Origin of the sequence: Pseudomonas sp. YQ_5 (assembly GCF_043103305.1) — a bacterium.
In the GTDB taxonomy this organism is placed as follows: domain Bacteria; phylum Pseudomonadota; class Gammaproteobacteria; order Pseudomonadales; family Pseudomonadaceae; genus Aquipseudomonas; species Aquipseudomonas putida_Y.
Window position 1 is genome coordinate 16,616 of record NZ_JBICJS010000078.1, and the last position, 18,339, is coordinate 34,954.

The 18,339-nt window shown below is 62.1% G+C and carries 14 protein-coding genes and 1 pseudogene; 8 read left to right on the forward strand and 7 right to left on the reverse strand.

Translation table 11 applies throughout. The annotated features are described in order from the left end of the window. The first annotated feature begins 58 nt into the window (after positions 1-58). The 3 genes from ACF8EA_RS18140 (at position 59) to ACF8EA_RS18150 (ending at position 3,051) form a co-directional block, all read left to right on the forward strand. Complete coding sequence (locus tag ACF8EA_RS18140; RefSeq protein ID WP_021784171.1) at positions 59-1,912, forward strand: DUF4105 domain-containing protein; 1,854 nt, start codon at positions 59-61, stop codon at positions 1,910-1,912. Positions 1,913-2,129: 217 nt separating this feature from the next. Continuing rightward, positions 2,130-2,486 (forward strand): lipoprotein, encoded by a 357-nt coding sequence (locus ACF8EA_RS18145; protein ID WP_003247495.1) that lies wholly within the window; start codon positions 2,130-2,132, stop codon positions 2,484-2,486. 67 nt (positions 2,487-2,553) lie between these two features. Then, positions 2,554-3,051 carry a GreA/GreB family elongation factor gene (locus tag ACF8EA_RS18150; protein ID WP_021784173.1) on the forward strand — a complete coding sequence of 166 codons (498 nt, stop codon included), beginning with the start codon at positions 2,554-2,556 and terminating at the stop codon, positions 3,049-3,051. A 32-nt stretch (positions 3,052-3,083) separates the two neighbouring features. On the opposite strand, the gene gdhA is transcribed toward ACF8EA_RS18150, so the two are convergent. The 3 genes from gdhA to ACF8EA_RS18165 all read right to left on the reverse strand — a co-directional run bounded on the left by gdhA (position 3,084) and on the right by ACF8EA_RS18165 (position 7,022). Beyond that, positions 3,084-4,424 carry an NADP-specific glutamate dehydrogenase gene (gene gdhA / locus ACF8EA_RS18155; protein ID WP_021784174.1) on the reverse strand — a complete coding sequence of 447 codons (1,341 nt, stop codon included), beginning with the start codon at positions 4,422-4,424 and terminating at the stop codon, positions 3,084-3,086. Between the two features lie 221 nt (positions 4,425-4,645). After that, positions 4,646-6,313, reverse strand: a complete 1,668-nt coding sequence (ettA, locus tag ACF8EA_RS18160; RefSeq protein WP_003247499.1) for an energy-dependent translational throttle protein EttA — start codon at positions 6,311-6,313, stop codon at positions 4,646-4,648. 304 nt (positions 6,314-6,617) lie between these two features. Further along, complete coding sequence (locus ACF8EA_RS18165; RefSeq protein ID WP_103463283.1) at positions 6,618-7,022, reverse strand: hypothetical protein; 405 nt, start codon at positions 7,020-7,022, stop codon at positions 6,618-6,620. Between the two features lie 248 nt (positions 7,023-7,270). Between ACF8EA_RS18165 and ACF8EA_RS18170 the strand changes: the two genes are divergently transcribed. The 3 genes from ACF8EA_RS18170 to ACF8EA_RS18180 all read left to right on the forward strand — a co-directional run bounded on the left by ACF8EA_RS18170 (position 7,271) and on the right by ACF8EA_RS18180 (position 13,863). Continuing rightward, positions 7,271-11,101, forward strand: a complete 3,831-nt coding sequence (locus ACF8EA_RS18170; RefSeq protein ID WP_392522831.1) for an EAL domain-containing protein — start codon at positions 7,271-7,273, stop codon at positions 11,099-11,101. Between the two features lie 306 nt (positions 11,102-11,407). Further along, positions 11,408-12,661, forward strand: coding sequence for a serine hydroxymethyltransferase (gene glyA / locus ACF8EA_RS18175; protein WP_014589625.1), 1,254 nt, complete (start codon positions 11,408-11,410; stop codon positions 12,659-12,661). A 248-nt stretch (positions 12,662-12,909) separates the two neighbouring features. After that, positions 12,910-13,863 carry an arsenic resistance protein gene (locus tag ACF8EA_RS18180; RefSeq protein ID WP_392522833.1) on the forward strand — a complete coding sequence of 318 codons (954 nt, stop codon included), beginning with the start codon at positions 12,910-12,912 and terminating at the stop codon, positions 13,861-13,863. 147 nt (positions 13,864-14,010) lie between these two features. Here ACF8EA_RS18180 and ACF8EA_RS18185 read toward each other — a convergent pair whose 3' ends face one another. Then, the gene (locus tag ACF8EA_RS18185) at positions 14,011-14,895 is read right to left on the reverse strand and encodes a homocysteine S-methyltransferase family protein (protein ID WP_181005150.1); all 885 of its coding nucleotides are present in this window, start codon (positions 14,893-14,895) and stop codon (positions 14,011-14,013) included. A gap of 118 nt (positions 14,896-15,013) precedes the next feature. On the opposite strand from ACF8EA_RS18185, the gene ACF8EA_RS18190 reads away from it, so the two are divergent. Together ACF8EA_RS18190 and ACF8EA_RS18195 are read left to right on the forward strand one after the other, a co-directional pair. After that, complete coding sequence (locus ACF8EA_RS18190) at positions 15,014-15,835, forward strand: ABC transporter substrate-binding protein (protein ID WP_279935462.1); 822 nt, start codon at positions 15,014-15,016, stop codon at positions 15,833-15,835. Next, entirely contained in the window at positions 15,832-16,653 is an 822-nt protein-coding gene (locus tag ACF8EA_RS18195) for an amino acid ABC transporter permease (RefSeq protein ID WP_019437930.1), read from the forward strand. Before ACF8EA_RS18190 ends, ACF8EA_RS18195 begins: the two co-directional genes overlap by 4 nt. Before the next feature lie 61 nt (positions 16,654-16,714). On the opposite strand, the gene ACF8EA_RS18200 is transcribed toward ACF8EA_RS18195, so the two are convergent. The 3 genes and pseudogenes from ACF8EA_RS18200 to ACF8EA_RS18210 all read right to left on the reverse strand — a co-directional run bounded on the left by ACF8EA_RS18200 (position 16,715) and on the right by ACF8EA_RS18210 (position 18,247). Beyond that, complete coding sequence (locus tag ACF8EA_RS18200) at positions 16,715-17,074, reverse strand: hypothetical protein (protein ID WP_020191670.1); 360 nt, start codon at positions 17,072-17,074, stop codon at positions 16,715-16,717. A 5-nt stretch (positions 17,075-17,079) separates the two neighbouring features. Next, positions 17,080-17,196 (reverse strand): annotated as a pseudogene (locus ACF8EA_RS18205) (type VI secretion system tube protein Hcp); the annotation flags it as partial. Positions 17,197-17,317: 121 nt separating this feature from the next. Continuing rightward, positions 17,318-18,247 (reverse strand): malate dehydrogenase, encoded by a 930-nt coding sequence (locus tag ACF8EA_RS18210; RefSeq protein WP_014589614.1) that lies wholly within the window; start codon positions 18,245-18,247, stop codon positions 17,318-17,320. Positions 18,248-18,339: the final 92 nt, after the last annotated feature.

The following is an 18,339-nucleotide window of genomic DNA, read 5'->3' on the forward strand; positions in this document are numbered from 1 at the left end:
CGCCCCACCCGGGGCGGGTTTCGCCTTTTTCGGCATCGTCAAGAAGTAGTTGCCCGATATGCTCAAACGCTTTGCTTGCCTGGCGCTGTGTGCCTGCGCCCCTGTTCATGCCGCCCCTGTGCTGGATCCAGGCCGTCTTCAGCAATTGGCCAATACCCCTTACTGGCTCGCCATTGGTCATTATGAAACCGCCAAGCTAGGCGGCTGGCGCAGCTATGTGGATGATGATGCGTTCTTCCTCGCCGAAGATGGCGCGCACCATCCGGACCAGGAACTCAAGGCTACGGTCGATGCGCTGTATGCCCCGGCCAGTCTCGGTGACAAGCACGCCCAGTGCGTATTCCCCGCGCGCACCCGCTGGCTTCGTGAACAGCTAGACCTGCAAGACTTGCCACAACCGGACTGCCAGGAATTCAAGACCTGGTACCAGTCGATCGACCCGCACAGCGCCGCGTTGATCTTCCCGGCAGCCTACCTGAACAGCCCGTCGTCGATGTTCGGTCACACCCTGCTGCGCATCGACCAGTCCAACACCCGCAGCGACGACACCACGCTGCTGAGCTACGCCATCAACTTCGGTGCCTATATCGAAGGCAGCGACAACAGCATCCTGTACGCCTGGAAAGGCCTGATGGGTGGCTACCCGGGGCTGTTCGCGCTGATGCCCTACCAGGAAAAACTGTCCGAATACCGCAGCCTGGAAAACCGCGACCTGTGGGAATACCAGCTAGACCTGACCCCCGAAGAAACCGGACGTATGGTCGAGCATGTGTGGGAGCTGAAGCAGATCCAGTTCGATTACTTCTTCTTCGACGAGAATTGCTCCTATCGCCTGCTGGAGCTGCTGCAAGTGGCCCGGCCGAGCCTGGACCTGACGTCTCAGTTCCCGCTGACCGCCATTCCCACCGACACGGTAAAAGCCGTGAAGCAGTCCGGCCTGGTCGCCAGCGAAACTTACCGCCCCTCTCGTGAGCGTGAATTGCTGGCCAGGGCCGAGCCACTCGACCACAACGAAAAGCGCCAGGTGCTGGCTGTAAGCGCCGACACTGCGCAATTGCAAAGCCCTGAATTCCAGGCCTTGCCTCGCGAACGCCAAGCGTTGGTGCAAGATGCCGCGTATCGTCTTGAGCGATATCGGGCCAATGGCCAGGAACGCGACCCAGGGCAGGCCAAACGCAGCTTCGAGTTGCTGCGGGCGATCAACAGCAACCCGCCGCGCCCCCTGCAAATCGAACGCCCCGGCCTGCCCGAAGATGGCCATGACTCGCGCACCTGGCAGTTGGGCGTGGGTACCCGCGAAGACCGCGCCTACGCCGAATATGGCTTGCGCATGGCCTACCACGACCTGAATGACAACGCCTATGGCTTCCCGCTGGGCGCACAGATCGAAATCCTGCAATTGAAGCTGCGCCAGTATGAAGGCAACGATTGGCAGGTGCAGCGCCTGGACCTGGCCACCATCCGTTCATTGACACCCCGTAACGAGCTGCTCAAGCCTTGGTCATGGCAAGTGGCTGGCGGGCTGGAGCGGGTGCCGGGCAAGCATGATGACGAAGTGCTGGTGAGCCATGTGAATGGTGGCGCTGGCGGCACCTGGCAGCTGGCCGACGGTTTGCTGGGGTTTGCCCTGGGCACGGTGCGGGTCGAGCATCACAACGACTTCGCACAATTCATTGCCCCGGCGGCTGGCTTCAATGGCGGCCTGCTGTGGCGCAATGGGTTGGGCAACATGACGCTGGAGGCCAAGGGCGATTACTTCACCAACGGCGAGGTGCGGCGCAGTTTAAGCCTGAACCAGCAGTGGGAAATCAGCCAGAACCTTGGGCTTCGGTTGAGTGCCTCGCGGGAGTTCAGCCACTTGGCTACGGCGCAAAACGAGGTGATGCTGGAGCTGAAGTGGTATCACTACTGAGGCCGCTCTGCGGCCTTTCGCGGGCACGCCCGCTCCCACAAGGGTCCCCACAAGATCCGTGGCCTGTGCAAGTACCTGTGGGAGAGAGCTTGCCCGCGAATCGGCCAGTCAGGCTAGTAAAGCAGTGTGACTGAACCAACTCTTTGACACTGTTTTGACACCTACCCGACAAACCGCCACCTAGACTTTCCACCATCAACTGGAGGGCTTTGTGGCTATGTCGCGGTACTGGTTCGGCGTGTGCATTGCGTTGTTGCTGTCAGGTTGCGAAACCACCCACGAGCAGATGGTCAACCACGGTTACCCTCCCGCCTATGCGGATGGCTTCCAGGACGGCTGCAGCAGTGGCCGCCAGGCGGCCGGGCTGATGGTGGGCAACTTCCGCAAAAACGTACCCCGCTACCTGCACGAGCGTCAGTACGAAACCGGCTGGGACGATGGCTTCCGCCAGTGTCATGCCATGCAGAACAGCGAAGAACAGCGCCAATACCACGAGCGTTTCTGGGACCAGCGCGACCGCGAGTGGGAACAGGAAAAAGACCGCGGCGCTGCCAAGGCCTATCGCCACAATTGAGTCGCAAACGGACATTCCTTTAAACCGGCGGCCTGCCATGATGGTCTCAAGCACAAGGAGGCCTTGCATGAGCCGAGCATTCGTCAACGAAGACCAAGCCGCCGCCCAGGCCGACCAACCGGTTGAGCGGCGCATCAGCGAACAACCCAACTACGTCACCGCCAGCGGCCTGCGCCAGTTGCAAGCCCACTTGGCCGAGCTGAATACCTTGCGCAGCGAACTGCAGGCTCAGGGTGAGCGTGGCGACAAGCAGCAGCTGGCCGATACCGAACGCGACCTGCGTTACTTCAACGCACGGGTGCAGAGCGCACAGGTGGTGCCGGCGGCCACTTCTCGCAGCAAGGCGCAGATTGGTAGCCGGGTGCGATTTGTCGATGCGCAGGACCAGGAGCATGTTGTACGGCTGGTGGGCGAGGATGAAGCAGATGCCGGGCGAGGCCTGATCAACTGGGGCTCGCCATTGGGGCGTGCCTTGCTGGGCGCGGGGCCTGGAGATGAGGTGGTATGGCGCCGGCCGATGGGCGAGCAAGTAATTGAAGTGCTCGAGATCGAGGGTGAGCCCTGAGGGGGCCGCACAGCGGCCCCAATAACTTCAGGTCAGACCACGCCTTGCGCCAGCATCGCATCGGCCACTTTCACGAAGCCCGCAATGTTCGCCCCTTTGACGTAGTTGATACGGCCATCAGCCTCTTCACCGTAGTGCACGCATGCATGGTGAATCGACTGCATGATGCTGTGCAGCTTGCTGTCCACTTCACCGGCAGTCCACAGCAGGCGCATGGCGTTCTGCGACATTTCCAGGCCCGACACGGCTACGCCGCCGGCATTGGAGGCCTTGCCTGGGGCATACAGAATGCCGGCGTCCAGAAAGATGTCCACAGCCTCGAGGGTAGTCGGCATGTTGGCGCCTTCGGCCACACAGATGCAGCCGTTACGCAGCAAGGTGCGGGCATCTTCGGCGCCCAGCTCGTTCTGCGTGGCGCATGGCAGGGCGATGTCGCACGGCAGGCTCCACGGGGTCTGGCCCTTGCGGAACTCCAGGCCGAACTGCCCGGCCAGCTCGCTGATACGGCCACGCTTGACGTTTTTCAGCTCCATCAAGGCGTCCCACTGGGCATCGGTCAGGCCGGCCTCGGCATACAAGGTTCCTTCAGAGTCAGACAGCGAGATCACCTTGCCGCCCAGGTCCATGACCTTGCGCGCAGCATATTGGGCGACGTTGCCCGAACCGGACACCGCCACGCGGCGGCCGTCGATACGCTTGTCCTGACGCTTGAGCATTTCTTCGGCGAAGTAAACGCAGCCATAGCCGGTGGCTTCCGGGCGGATCAGGCTGCCGCCATAGGTCATGCCCTTGCCGGTCAGCACCGAGGTGAACTGGTTGGCCAGGCGCTTGTACTGGCCGAACATGAAGCCGATTTCGCGGGCACCCACGCCGATGTCACCGGCCGGTACGTCGCAGTCGGCGCCGATGTGACGATACAGCTCGCTCATGAACGCCTGGCAGAAGCGCATCACTTCGGCGTCGCTCTTGCCTTTGGGGTCAAAGTCCGCGCCGCCCTTGCCGCCGCCCATGGGCAACGAAGTCAGCGAGTTCTTGAACACCTGCTCGAAGGCCAGGAACTTCAGCACGCTGAGGTTCACCGACGGGTGGAAGCGCAGGCCGCCCTTGTACGGGCCAATGGCACTGCTCATCTGAATGCGATAACCGCGGTTGACCTGCACCTTGCCCTGGTCATCGACCCAGGATACGCGGAACAGCAAGGCGCGCTCAGGCTCGACCATGCGCTCGAGGATACCGGACTGCAGGTAACGGGGGTTGGCTTCAAGGAATGGCCACAGGGTGCGAAGCACCTCTTCTACGGCCTGGTGGAATTCTGGTTGGCCAGGGTCACGCTGCTTTAGGCGTGCAAGAAAATTGTCGACAGATTCGATCATGGTAGACATCTCACCAAGAGGATTGGACTTATTGGTTTTTTCAGGAATGTACCAAGAAGCAATCGCACCGGAACAGGGCGAAATGTCGTTTTTATGAAATTATTTGGTGCGTTTTATGTAAGTGTATACAAAACAAGCTCCCGATTCCTTGTCTTCAGCCTTCCATCAAGCACAAAAATGGGGCTCCTTTGAGCCCCATTTTTGTGCATCAGAAAACCGGCTTACTGGGCCAGCTTCTTGTGCCGTACACGGTGCGGCTGGGCAGCAGCATCACCCAGACGCTTCTTGCGGTCGGCTTCGTACTCGGTGTAGTTACCCTCGAAGAAGACCACGTTCGAGTCGTCTTCGTACGCCAGGATGTGGGTAGCCACGCGGTCCAGGAACCAACGGTCGTGGGAAATCACGATCGCGGCGCCCGGGAAGTCCAGCAGGGCTTCTTCCAGCGAACGCAGGGTTTCGACGTCAAGGTCGTTGGACGGTTCGTCGAGCAGCAGAACGTTACCGCCTTCCTTCAGGGTCAGGGCCAGGTGCAGGCGGCCACGCTCACCACCGGACAGGTCCTTGACGAACTTCTGCTGATCGCCACCTTTGAAGTTGAAGCGGCCAACGTAGGTACGCGAAGGGATCTCGTAGTTGCCGATGCGGATCTGGTCGGAACCGTCGGAGATCTGCTGGAACACGGTCTTGGCGCCGTCCAGGTCCTCGCGGCTCTGGTCCACACAGGCCAACTGCACGGTTTCACCGATCTCGATGCTGCCCGAGTCCGGCTGCTCCTTGCCCATCAGCATGCGGAACAGGGTCGACTTACCGGCACCGTTACCACCGATCACACCAACGATGGCACCTTTGGGCATGGCGAACGACAGGTTGTCGATCAGCACACGGTCACCGTAGCCCTTGGTGACGTTCTTGAACTCGATAACCTTGTCACCCAGGCGCGGACCGGCCGGGATGTAGATTTCGTTGGTTTCGCTGCGCTTCTGGAATTCCTGCGACTGCATTTCTTCAAAGCGCTGCAGACGGGCCTTGGACTTGGACTGGCGGGCTTTGGCGCCTTTGCGCACCCACTCCAGTTCCTCTTTCATGGCCTTCTCGTGGGCGCTCTGCTGCTTGGACTCCTGCGCCAGACGCTCCGACTTGGCTTCCAGCCAGCCCGAGTAGTTGCCTTCGTACGGGATGCCGGCGCCGCGGTCCAGCTCCAGGATCCAGCCGGCGACGTTGTCGAGGAAGTAACGGTCGTGGGTAATGGCTACCACGGTGCCCGGGAAGTCGTGCAGGAAGCGCTCCAGCCAGGCCACCGAGTCGGCGTCCAGGTGGTTGGTCGGTTCGTCGAGCAGCAGCATGTCAGGGGCCGACAGCAGCAGGCGGCACAGGGCCACACGGCGCTTTTCACCACCGGACAGGTGTTCGATGCGCGCATCCCAGGCAGGCAGGCGCAGGGCGTCGGCAGCGACGTCCAGCTGGCGCTCCAGGTTGTGGCCATCAGCGGCCTGCAGGATGGCTTCCAGCTTGGCCTGCTCGGCGGCCAGCTTGTCGAAGTCGGCATCCGGCTCGGCGTAGGCCGCGTAGACCTCGTCCAGGCGGGCCTGGGCGTCCTTGATCACGCTGACCGCTTCCTCGACCACTTCACGTACGGTCTTGGTTGGGTCCAGTTGCGGTTCCTGTGGCAGGTAACCCACGTTGATGTCGGGCATCGGACGGGCTTCGCCGTCGAATTCCTTGTCGACGCCCGCCATGATCCGCAGCAGGGTCGATTTACCGGCGCCGTTCAGGCCAAGCACGCCAATTTTGGCGCCTGGGAAGAACGACAGGGAAATGTTCTTGAGAATTTCCCGCTTCGGCGGCACGACCTTGCTCAGCCGATGCATGGTGTAGACGTATTGAGCCAAAACCAAGCCCTCTAATCAGATAGGTAAAGACATCGCCGATCGCCCCGGCACGCGGTGGCCAGTGGGATGTGTTTACGGGGTGTCATTGAACAAAGTCGACCATTCTACGCCAACGCGCGGCGTTGCATAGGAGGGGCCGATGGTGGGGGTGAGATCGCCGTGATCCCTGGGGGAATCTATTGCCTGTAATGGCCTCTTCGCGGCTAAAGCCGCTCCCACTGGGATATCACTGCCTTCAAGGGCAATGCAGTACCTGTGGGAGCGGCTTTAGCCGCGAAAGGGCCAGCACGGCAGCCGAAGAGGCTCAGACGTGACGCTGCTTGACCTTGCCCCGCGGCAACCGGCAACGGTCGCCCTGCTCGGCCAGGCGCGCGGCCCAGGCGGACTTCACGCTGAAGCCGCCGCTGCGGGCAGGTTGCTGCTCGGCCGCCTTGGCCGTGTTGCCAGGTGCAGGCGCAGTGCTGACCACCTTGGCTGCCGGCTTGGCCGCCGCCACTGCAACAGCCGGCTCTGCTGCCACCTTGGCGGTCTTGCGCAGTTCAGCCAGCGATGGGGCCTTGCTTTTGGCGGCAGCGGCCGCCTCGGGTTTGCCCAGCGAACGCTGGCAAGACTTGCAGGATACGTCCTCGGTCACGGCAGTGCTGACAAGGGTCTGACTGCTGCGCCCGCAGGCGGAATCGAGGCCATTGGAGGAAAAGTGAGTAACCAAAACCGAACATCTCCGATGCGTTGTCATGTGAAGCGGGCGCTATTCTCGCACAGGTTGCAGGGGCTTGCCGAACCACCGGGCAGCCACCACCGGTCAACACGGCTGGCACTTTGCCATAATCCGAGGCATGCTAGCCGGTTTCGGGTATCCGGCCTTATAGTGCGCCTCCGCGGTGCGCAAGCCCGGTGCCGGCACGCGCCGTGCAAGATCATTCCCTGCCATCGCCAGCCCAATCGCAGGATCAACGCTTGACCAACCTTACTCATTCGTCGTCATTGCGTTCCGCACCACAAGCACCCGCCACCATACTGCGCGGGTCGATCAAGGGTGCGCTGGCGCTGCTGGCCCTGATCCTGCTGGGCCTGCTGGTGTGGCAGCTATTCGCCCAGTTCAAACATACTCAGGCCGACTTGCGCAAACAGAGCCTGGACGCCTCTGCGGAACTGGCCGACCACCTGAGCCTGAACATGGCGCTCAAGGCGCAGCAGGCCGTGAACGTGGTGCAACCCTACCCAGATGCCCCCACCCCTGCCGCCCTGCCCAGCCTGCTAGGCACCCTGCGCCAGCGCCTCCCCGCCCTGCAGAGCGCGGCCTGGCTGGACAACACCGGGCAGCTGCGCGCCGACAGCCTGGCAGGCAGCCCCGACCGCAAGCTGTTTGATGAGTTGCTTGCACTTAGCCAGGGACGCCCGTACTTCTTCACCAATTCGGCCGACAACCACATCCTGTACCTGCTGCTGCGCCAGGATGCCGCACAGGGTCACGGCTACTGGCTACTGCGCCTGTCACCGGACTATTACCGCGAGCTCACCCTCCACCTGGAGGGTAGTCGCCACCCGCAGTGGCTGCTGGAGAACAGCCGCAGCGGCGAAGTGCTGCTGCGCAATGTCGCAACCGATACCAGCAACGAGCCGCTGCAAAGCGTGATGCTGGCCTTCATCGAAAACAGCACCTGGCAGCTACACGGCCTGTTCGACGCCAAACTGGCCCGGCAAACGTTGTTGCCGGCGCTGATCGGCAAATGCCTGCTGGTACTGTTCTGCGCCCTGCTGCCGGTACTGGCGCTGATCAACATGCGGCGCCGCCAGCGGGCGCTGCAGGAAGACCGCAGGCGCTATCAGGAAATTTTTGAAGGCACCGGCGTTGCCCTGTGCGTGCTCGACCTGTCCAGCCTGCCCGGTCAGCTCGATCGCTACCACCTGCGCAACCGGACCGCACTCAAGCACAGCCTGGCGCTGGACCCGAACCTGCGCCGCTCGCTGCTGCTGGAGCTGAAGATCACCGAGGTCAACCAAGTGGCGCGCCAGCTGCTGAACATCGACTGCCACGAAGGTGCCTGGCAGCGGTTGATCGATGGCACTGGCGACAGCCGGGACAGCGTTGGCATGCAACTGATCGATGCACTGATCGAACAACGCCCGTTGCTGGAGCTGGAAGTGCGTCTGCCGACACCCCAGGGAGACGAGCTGCACCTGTGGCTGATGGCTCGCCTGCCGCTGCAGCGTCGTGATTACCAGGCGGTGATCCTCAGCATCAGCGATATCACCAGCCGCAAACAGGTGGAGCTGTCGCTACTGGAACGCGAAAGCTTCTGGTCGGACGTAGTACGCACCGTACCCGACCAGTTGTATGTGCAGGATGTGCCCAGCCAACGGATGATCTTCAGCAACCGCCACCTCGGCCAGACCCTGGGCTACGACCGCACCGAGCTGGCACAGATGGGCGACCGCTTCTGGGAGCTGCTGTTGCACCCCGAGGACGCCGAACACTACCAGGCACTGCGCCGGCAACAACGCGACAGCGGTCATGACCAACCGCTGCACTGCCAGCTGCGCTTCCGCCACCGCGACGGAGGCTGGCGCTGCTACGACATCCGCGAGCAGGTGCTGACCCGCAACGCCGAAGGCCTGGTTACGCGCATCATCGGTGTGGGCAAGGATGTGACCGTTCAGATCGAGGCCAGCCAGTCGCTACGTGACAGCGAGCAACGCTACCGCATGCTCGCCGAAAGCATCAGCGACGTGATCTTTTCCACCGACAACCAGCTCAAGCTCAACTATGTCAGCCCCTCGGTACAGAGCGTGCTGGGCTACCAGGCCGACTGGATCTTCGCCAACGGCTGGCAGTCCATCGTCGCCAACCCGGCCCAGCTCACCGGTATCTACAGCCTGATGGAGCGTGTCAGCAAGGCCATGGGCGATCCGGCGCAAATGGCGCAATTGTGCAGCCAGTTACCCACCCAACTGTTCCTGTTCGACTGCCTGCGTGCCGATGGCCGCAAGATCCCGATCGAGCTGCGCCTGGTACTGGTGTGGGACGATGAGCAGCGCTTCGAAGGCGTACTCGGGGTGGGCCGCGACATCAGCCAGCAACGCCGTGCCGAAAAAGACCTGCGCATGGCCGCGACGGTATTTGAACACTCAACCTCGGCGATCCTCATCACCGACCCGGCCGGCTATATCGTCCAGGCCAACGAAGCGTTCAGCCGCGTCAGCGGTTACGCCGTCAGTGAAGTGCTCGACCAATTGCCGGGCATGCTCACTGTCGACGAACAGCAGGAAGGCCACCTGCGCTATGTGGTCAAGCAACTGCACCAGCGCGGCAGCTGGGAAGGTGAGGTGTGGCTCAAGCGCCGTGACGGCGACCATTACCCAGCCTGGGTCGGCATCACGGCGGTACTGGACGACGAGGGCGACCTGGCCAGCTACGTGTGCTTCTTCACCGACATCAGCGAACGCAAGGCCAGCGAACAGCGCATCCACCGCCTGGCCTACTACGACGCCCTTACCCACCTGCCCAACCGCACACTGTTCCAGGACCGTTTGTACAACGCCCTGCAGCAGGCCGAGCGGCAGAAGGCCTGGGTGGTGCTGATGTTCCTCGACCTCGACCGCTTCAAACCGATCAACGACTCCCTCGGCCATGCGGCCGGCGACCGCATGCTCAAGGACATGGCCCTGCGCCTGCTGGCCTGCGTGGATGACGACGACACGGTGGCACGCATGGGCGGCGACGAGTTCACCCTACTGCTGCAGCCGCGCCCCACCCGCGAAATGGCCCTGAACCGCGCCATCCACGTGGCCGAGAACATCCTCGGCAGCCTGGTGCGGCCGTTCGTGCTGGAAAACCGCGAGTTCTTCGTCACCGCCAGCATCGGCATCGCCCTCAGCCCACAGGATGGCAGTGAGCTGAGCCAGCTGATGAAGAACGCCGACACCGCCATGTACCACGCCAAGGAGCGCGGCAAGAACAACTTCCAGTTCTACCAGGCCGAAATGAACGCCAGCGCCCTGGAGCGCCTGGAGCTGGAAAGCGACCTGCGCCATGCCATGGAGCAGAACGAGTTCATCCTCTATTACCAGCCGCAGTTCAGCGGCGACGGCAAGCGCCTGACCGGCGCCGAAGCGCTGCTGCGCTGGCGTCACCCGACCCGCGGTCTGGTGCCGCCGGGCGACTTCATCCCGGTGATCGAGGAACTGGGCCTGGTGGTGGACGTGGGCGATTGGGTGCTGCGCGAGGCCAGCCGCCAGCTCAAGGCCTGGCACAAGGCCAAGGTGCGAGTGCCGAAAGTGTCGGTGAATATTTCGGCGCGGCAGTTCTCCGACGGCCAGCTGGGCACGCGGATTGCCAACATCCTGGATGAAAGCGGCCTGCCGCCGGCATGCCTGGAGCTGGAGTTGACCGAAAGTATCCTGATGCGCGAGGTAAACGAGGCGCTGCAGATTCTTGCCAGCCTGAAGAACCTCGGCCTGAGCATTGCGGTAGACGACTTCGGCACCGGCTACTCGTCGCTCAACTACCTCAAGCAGTTCCCCATCGACGTACTGAAGATCGACCGTACCTTCGTCGACGGACTGCCCGAAGGCGAGCAGGACGCGCAGATTGCCCGGGCGATCATCGCCATGGCCCACAGCCTCAACCTGGCAGTCATCGCCGAGGGCGTGGAAACCCACGAACAACTGGAGTTTCTGCGCGAGCATGGTTGCGACGAGGTGCAGGGCTATCTGTTCGGGCGGCCGATGCCGGCGCATCAGTTCGAGGCGCAATTCTCCAACGAGACCTTGTTCATGTTCCACTGACCCGAACGCTGCCTGTTCACAAGGTCCCCGTAGGAGCGGGTTTACCCGCGAACACCGGCGAAGCCGGTGCCATCCACCGCGCCGGCTTCTTCGCGGGTAAACCCGCTCCTACAAGTACGGTGCCGCGACTGAATTGTGCATAAAAAAGCGGACCTGCGAGTCAACTCCTGCCCCCACCCAGCCCAGAAACGGCGCGGGATGCAAGATGAAGCCCATTGGTCCGCGACTTGATGCCACTTCATATGCCAGCCGCGAATCAATCGGTTAGAATGCACACCCAAATTACCCCGATCCTTGAGGACCGCCATGTTCAGCCGTGATTTGACCATTGCCAAGTACGACGCCGAGCTCTTCGAAGCCATGCAGCAAGAAGCTCTGCGCCAGGAAGAGCATATCGAGCTGATCGCTTCGGAAAACTACACCAGCCCGGCAGTCATGGAAGCTCAGGGCTCGGTCCTGACCAACAAGTACGCCGAAGGCTACCCAGGCAAGCGCTACTACGGCGGTTGCGAGTACGTCGACGTCGTCGAGCAACTGGCCATCGACCGTGCCAAGGAGCTGTTCGGCGCCGACTACGCCAACGTACAGCCGCACGCTGGCTCCCAGGCCAACGCTGCCGTCTACCTGGCCCTGCTGTCGGCCGGTGACACCATCCTGGGCATGAGCCTGGCACACGGTGGCCACCTGACCCACGGTGCTTCGGTAAGCTCCTCGGGCAAGCTGTACAACGCCATCCAGTACGGCATCGACGGCAATGGCCTGATCGACTACGACGAAGTCGAGCGCCTGGCTGTCGAGCACAAGCCGAAGATGATCGTTGCCGGCTTCTCGGCCTACTCGCAGGTTCTGGACTTCGCCCGCTTCCGCGCCATCGCCGACAAGGTCGGTGCCTACCTGTTCGTCGACATGGCCCACGTTGCCGGCCTGGTTGCCGCTGGCGTGTACCCGAACCCTGTTCCGTTCGCCGACGTGGTCACCACCACCACCCACAAGACCCTGCGCGGCCCGCGCGGCGGCCTGATCCTGGCCCGTGCCAACGCCGACATCGAGAAGAAGCTGAACTCCGCCGTCTTCCCGGGCGCACAGGGCGGCCCGCTGGAGCACGTCATCGCGGCCAAGGCCATCTGCTTCAAGGAAGCCCTGCAGCCAGAGTTCAAGGCTTACCAGCAGCAGGTCGTGAAGAACGCCCAGGCCATGGCCAGCGTGTTCATCGAGCGCGGTTTCGACGTGGTTTCCGGTGGCACCCAGAACCACCTGTTCCTGCTGTCGCTGATCAAGCAGGAAATCTCCGGTAAGGATGCTGACGCCGCCCTGGGCAAAGCTTTCATCACCGTCAACAAGAACTCGGTACCGAACGACCCGCGTTCGCCGTTCGTCACCTCGGGCCTGCGTTTCGGCACCCCAGCCGTTACCACCCGCGGTTTCAAGGAAGCCGAGTGCAAGGAACTGGCGAGCTGGATCTGCGACATCCTGGCCGACCTGAACAACGAAGCGGTGATCGACGCCGTTCGTGAGAAGGTCAAGGCCATCTGCAAGAAGCTGCCGGTTTACGGCAACTGATTGGCGCTTGCCTGAAGTGAAAGAGCCCGGCCCAGTGCCGGGCTTTTTCGTGAACGGACCATGAAACCCGTTCGCAGGCCTGATACACATCCTGTGGGAGCGGGCGTGCCCGCGAAGAAGGCTACGCGGTGGATGGCACCGGCTGCGCCGGTGTTCGCGGGCACGCCCGCTCCCACAGGGAATGATTTCGAGCAGCCACGTGCCATCACGTATTACCCTGTTTGACACCACCAACCACAGGCCACACCTTGACCAGAGAGCAACTCGAAACCCGGCAGATCCCCATCTACTTCGCCGCCGTACTGGTCGCTATCGTCTTCGGCCTGCTGGCCAGCGACACTGCGCGCCAGCTTGAAGCCCTGATCACCCCCGCCATCGCCGTGCTGATGTACGCGATGTTCCTGCAAATACCCTTCCTCGACCTGCGCCAGGGCCTGGGTAACCGCCGCTTCATCACGGCCCTGCTACTGGCCAATTTCATTCTCGTTCCGCTGCTTGTCTGGGCCATCACCCGTGGGCTGGTGGAACACCCGGCGATCCTCGTCGGTGCCTTGCTGGTGCTGCTTACGCCCTGCATCGACTACGTGGTGGTGTTCACCCACATTGGCAAAGGCGACTCACGCCTGACCCTGGCCGCAACCCCCCTGTTATTGCTGGCGCAACTGGTGCTGCTGCCGGTGTATCTGGCCCTGATGCTGGGTGGCAGCAGCCAGGTGGCAATCTCCATCACCCCGTTCTTGGAAGCCTTCGTGCTGTTGATCGTTTTGCCGATGGCCCTCGCGGTACTCACCAGCGCCGGTGGCCGGCGCTCGCGCGCCGTCGCGGCCTGGAACGACGCCTGGGCGTGGTTGCCGGTGCCGGCCATGGCCTTGGTGCTGATGGTGGTGATCGCTTCGCAGATTGTCGTGGTACTGCGTGATTTCGACCGTCTGCTGCCGGTGGTTCCGGTATACATCGGCTTCATGCTGCTGGCGCCGGTGCTCGGCTTCATCTGTGCGCGCCTGCTGCGCCTGCCGGCCAGCGAGGCACGCTCGGTGACGTTCAGCGCAGCCACGCGCAACTCGCTGGTGGTGCTGCCGCTGGCGCTGGCGCTGCCAGAAGAGATGCGCGGGTTGGCAGCGGCAGCCGTGATCACGCAAACCCTGGTAGAGCTGGTCAGCGAACTGATCTATATACGAGCGGTACCACGGTTTGTGCGCTGACCCGTGCCACTCGTCATAGAGAAAAGACTATTCGGGGCACACAGCGAACACCCGCACCTCTTCCAGATAGCCGACCTCGATACGCCGGGCCAGGCTCAACGTCAGCGACTGTTCGCCTCTAGCAAAGCCGCCCGGCCACGTGGGCGCTTAGGCCAGGTTGCGCTTCAGCTCGGCGATATGCTCCGGGCCGATGCCACAGCAACCGCCGACCATGCTGGCACCGCGCGCACGCCAGTCCTTGGCCCATGCCAGGTAACCCGGCGGATCGAGGTCTTCGCGCAGTTCGTCCAGTCCATCGTTGGCAGTGGCTTCTTTGGGCTGCGGCGGGAAGGCGTTGGCATAGGCACCGATGGCAATCTCGGCGTTGTGTCGCTCGATGACCGAGCGCGCGACATCAATGGCGGCGCCGATCACCTCAGGCTGGCTGCAGTTGAACAACACCGCAGCCACCCCCAGGCTGACTGCGGCCTCGATGGCTTCGGCCACTGGTTCACCGGAACGCAGGCGCGGTACGTCGTCGACGTCCTCGTCCTGCAGGGTGAAGGACACCCAGAACGGCCTGCCGTCTGCCGGCAAATGGCTGTGAATGGCCCGCACTTCGGCCACGGAACTCTGGGTTTCGGCCAGCCACAGGTCAACATGCGGGGCCAGGCCCTGGAGCAACGGGGTCAGCACCTCTGCCACACGCTCGGGCTGGAACAGGTCGGGCCGGTAGGACCCGAACAGCGGCGGCAGCGAACCTGCCACCCTGACCGGGTGCGCACCGGTATCTGCCGCGTGCCGCGCGAGCTGGCCTGCGATATGGGCCAACTGTCGCCCTTCGGCGGCAAAGCGTTCTTCACCGATGTGGAACGGCACTACTGCATAGCTGTTGCTGGTGATGACCTGCGCACCCGCCTCGATGAAGGCTGCATGCACGCCCACGACCGCCTCCGGCGCCTCGCTCAGCGCCAGCGCCGACCACTCGGGCTGGCGAAACGGTGCACCGCTGCGCTGCAGCTCTCGGCCCATGCCACCGTCCAGAATTACCATCGTTCGCTCTGCCATATAACTTCTCTGAAGGTTCTTATGAATAAAATTCACTATGGGGATTGGGGTTATAACTATTAAATACCCTATCACCCATTTGCCCAACATATCAGGTATGTACATGCGATTTTCTTCTCTGCTGGGTGCGGGGCTTGTACTGCTCGCAACTGCCACCCAAGCCTTTGCTGGCGCCACGTTGGAGCGGGTTGAATCGCGCAAGGAAATGGTCAACGTGCTGATGGAAAGCTACCCGCCGTTTTCCTTCCTCAATGACCACAACCAGCTCGACGGTTACGACGTGGACGTGGCCAAGGCAGTGGCCGACAAGCTCGGCGTCAAACTGCGCATGGAAACACCGTCCTGGGACGTGATTGCCGCTGGCCGCTGGAGTGGGCGCTACGACATCTGCATTTGCTCGATGACCCCGAGCAAGGCGCGCGCCGAGGTGTTCGACTTCCCCGTGGAGTACTACGCATCGCCCGCCGTGATCGTGGTCAATGCCTCGGATGAGCGCATCCATGGCGCCAAAGACCTGGAAGGCCGCAAGGTAGGTTCGATCAGTGCATCGAGCTATGAAAGCTACCTGAACAAGAACCTGGTCATTGAAGGCAAGGAAGACCAGAAGATCGATTACCCGTTCGACTTCGTGCAGGCTGCGCCCTACGACACTGAAAACGTCGCCTTCCAGGACCTGGGGCTGGGCACTGGCGTGCGCCTGGACGCCATCATTACCAACCTGGTGACCGCGCAGCCGCGCCTGCAGCAAGACAAGCGCTTCAAGCTGGCCGGCGCGCCGCTGTATGAAGAGCCCAACGCGGTAGCCATCGAAAAAGGCGACCCTGAGTGGGATGCCAAGGTACGCCAGGTGTTCGCCGAGCTGAAGGCTGATGGCACCCTGGCCAAGCTGTCGCAGAAATGGATTGGCGCCGACATCAGCAAATGAGCACCTTCCCCCCCTCCCCCAAGCCCGTGGCAAAGCCTGCGGGCACCGGCCTGTTCGGCTTTCGCACCCGGTTACTGCTGACCTGGCTGGCGCTGTTCGGGCTGTTTGTCGCCTTCTTCCTCAGCTTTGACCTGAAGTTCGCCATCATTCTGGAGAAGTTTCCCAACCTGGCCGGTTTCAAGCTGGGGCCCAATGGTTTTCTGCAAGGCGCCGCACTGACCCTGTTCCTGTGCCTGTGCTCGATGGTGGTATCCGTGCTGCTCGGCTTTGCCGCCGCGCTGGCACGGTTATCCAACAGCGCGGTGTTGGTGGGTGTGGCCAGCTTCTACACCTCGTTCTTCCGTGGCACGCCGCTGCTGATCCAGATTCTGCTGATCTACCTGGGGCTGCCGCAGGTGGGCCTGGTACCCGGCGCCATCAGCGCCGGCATCATTGCCTTGTCGCTGAACTACGGGGCCTACCTGAGCGAGATCTTCCGCGCCGGCATCCTCGGCGTGGCCCGTGGGCAACGTGAAGCAGCATTGGCGCTGGGCATGCGCACGCCGCAGATCTTCTGCCACATCATCCTGCCCCAGGCCATGCGGGTGATCATTCCGCCCACCGCCAACCAGTTCATCTCGATGCTCAAGGACTCGTCGCTGATTTCCGTGATGGGGGTTTGGGAGGTGATGTTTCTGGCGCAGTCGTATGGGCGTTCGAGCTATCGCTACCTGGAAATGCTGACCACCGCCGCCGTGATCTACTGGGTGCTGTCGATACTGCTGGAGCTGCTGCAGGCGCGCCTGGAACGGCATTTTGGCAAGGCTTATCAGCGCTGAGGGCTGCACGGCTCGTGCAAAACCGACAGGCCTGACCGCGCCCCATGCAGGAGCGGCCAGGCTACGCGTAAGTGAAAATAATAAGCGCGGTTGCCAGCAGGATGTGAATGACCAACAGGCTCACCAGCAGTCGTCTCATGCTTGAGGGGAAACGTTTGACTTCATCGAAGTCAATCAACCCCCTGCGCACGAAGAGGCTCGGTATAGCCAGCACCATGGAGATCAAACCCGTACGCATAACCTTGCCCAGAAGGCCTGCATGTTGAAACGTGATTTTGTTGCCGGTCACGAAGCTACAGCGCGTTAGCAACGACTCGTAGTACTCAGTGTATTTATGTGCGATGAAACACTGTACGACCATCGCCAGCATCATGGGTGCAAGAATCAAAATCGCAATTAGCCCAGGCTCAACTTCATTCACTCCGATACTTCCTTGAGATGCTGGCCCGAGCAGCTGGCTTCCAGCAGCTTGCAACTCGCTCTGTCGAGAAACTTGGTGAACGTGAAGTTGGTCAAGGTGGTACGTCCCGATGTTGCACCGCCCATGCCTACCTCTCCTTGGTAATGATGGGTCTGAACCCCAATGAACGGGTGTGACAGGTACGGAGGCAAAGGGTTCCCCCACTGCCCGAGCCGCCACACCCGATGCATGACGCTTCAAGCTCTACAACGCCTTCATCTCTGCAATATCCCGCGCCACCTGATCTGCAGAGTGGTCGAACATCGCCTGTTCCTGCGCATCCAGCGGCAACTCGATCACCCGCGCAAGCCCCTTCTCTGCCAGTACGCAGGGCACGCCCATGGCGATATCCGTTCGCCCATACTCGCCCTCAAGAATCGCCACCGCCGGCAAAATACGGTTCCGCCCATTGGCGATCGCATCGACCATCTGCGCAATGGCCACGCCCGGTGCATCGCAGGCGCTCCCCGTCTTCTTCAACCCCAGAATCTCGCCGCCGCCCTTACGGGTGCGCTCGACAATCTGTTCGATCTGCTCGCTGGACAGGAAGTGCGACAATGGCACCGAGCCAATCTGGCAGTAGCGCATCAGCGGCACCATGCTGTCGCCATGCCCGCCCAGCACCAACGCCGTGATATCCCGTGCAGAAAACCCGGTTTGCTCGGCGATGAAGCACTTCATGCGCGCGGTATCCAGCACCCCCGCCTGCCCGAACACCTTGTCGCGCCCCTGACCGCTCACGCTCCAGGCGCGGTAGGTGAGCACATCGACCGGGTTGGACACCACCAGCACCGTCGCTGTCGGCGCGTGGTGCTTGATATCCGCCATGATGCTGTCGAGGATTGGCAGGTTGGTACTCAATACATCCTGGCGCGACTGGCCGGGCTTGCGCGGCACGCCCGCCGTGATCACCACCAGCTCGGACCCCTCCAGCATCTCGGCTTTGGCCCCGCCGTGAACATGGGTATCGGACCCTGAATCCACAGCCGCCTGCCAAACGTCCAGCGCCTTGCCCTGCGCCAGTTCACCCTGCACGTCCATCAACACCAGCTCACGGCACAACTCATCCCGGGCGATGATCTGCGCCGCCGCCTCGCCGACCAGGCCGGCACCCACAATCGTTAATTTGTTCACCAGACACCTCCCAGCGGCGCGCGCCACCAGGAACACGCCTGCGTATAGAGAGAAGTATTGCCTGCCGGGGCTAAATGGCCACCCAAGATGAT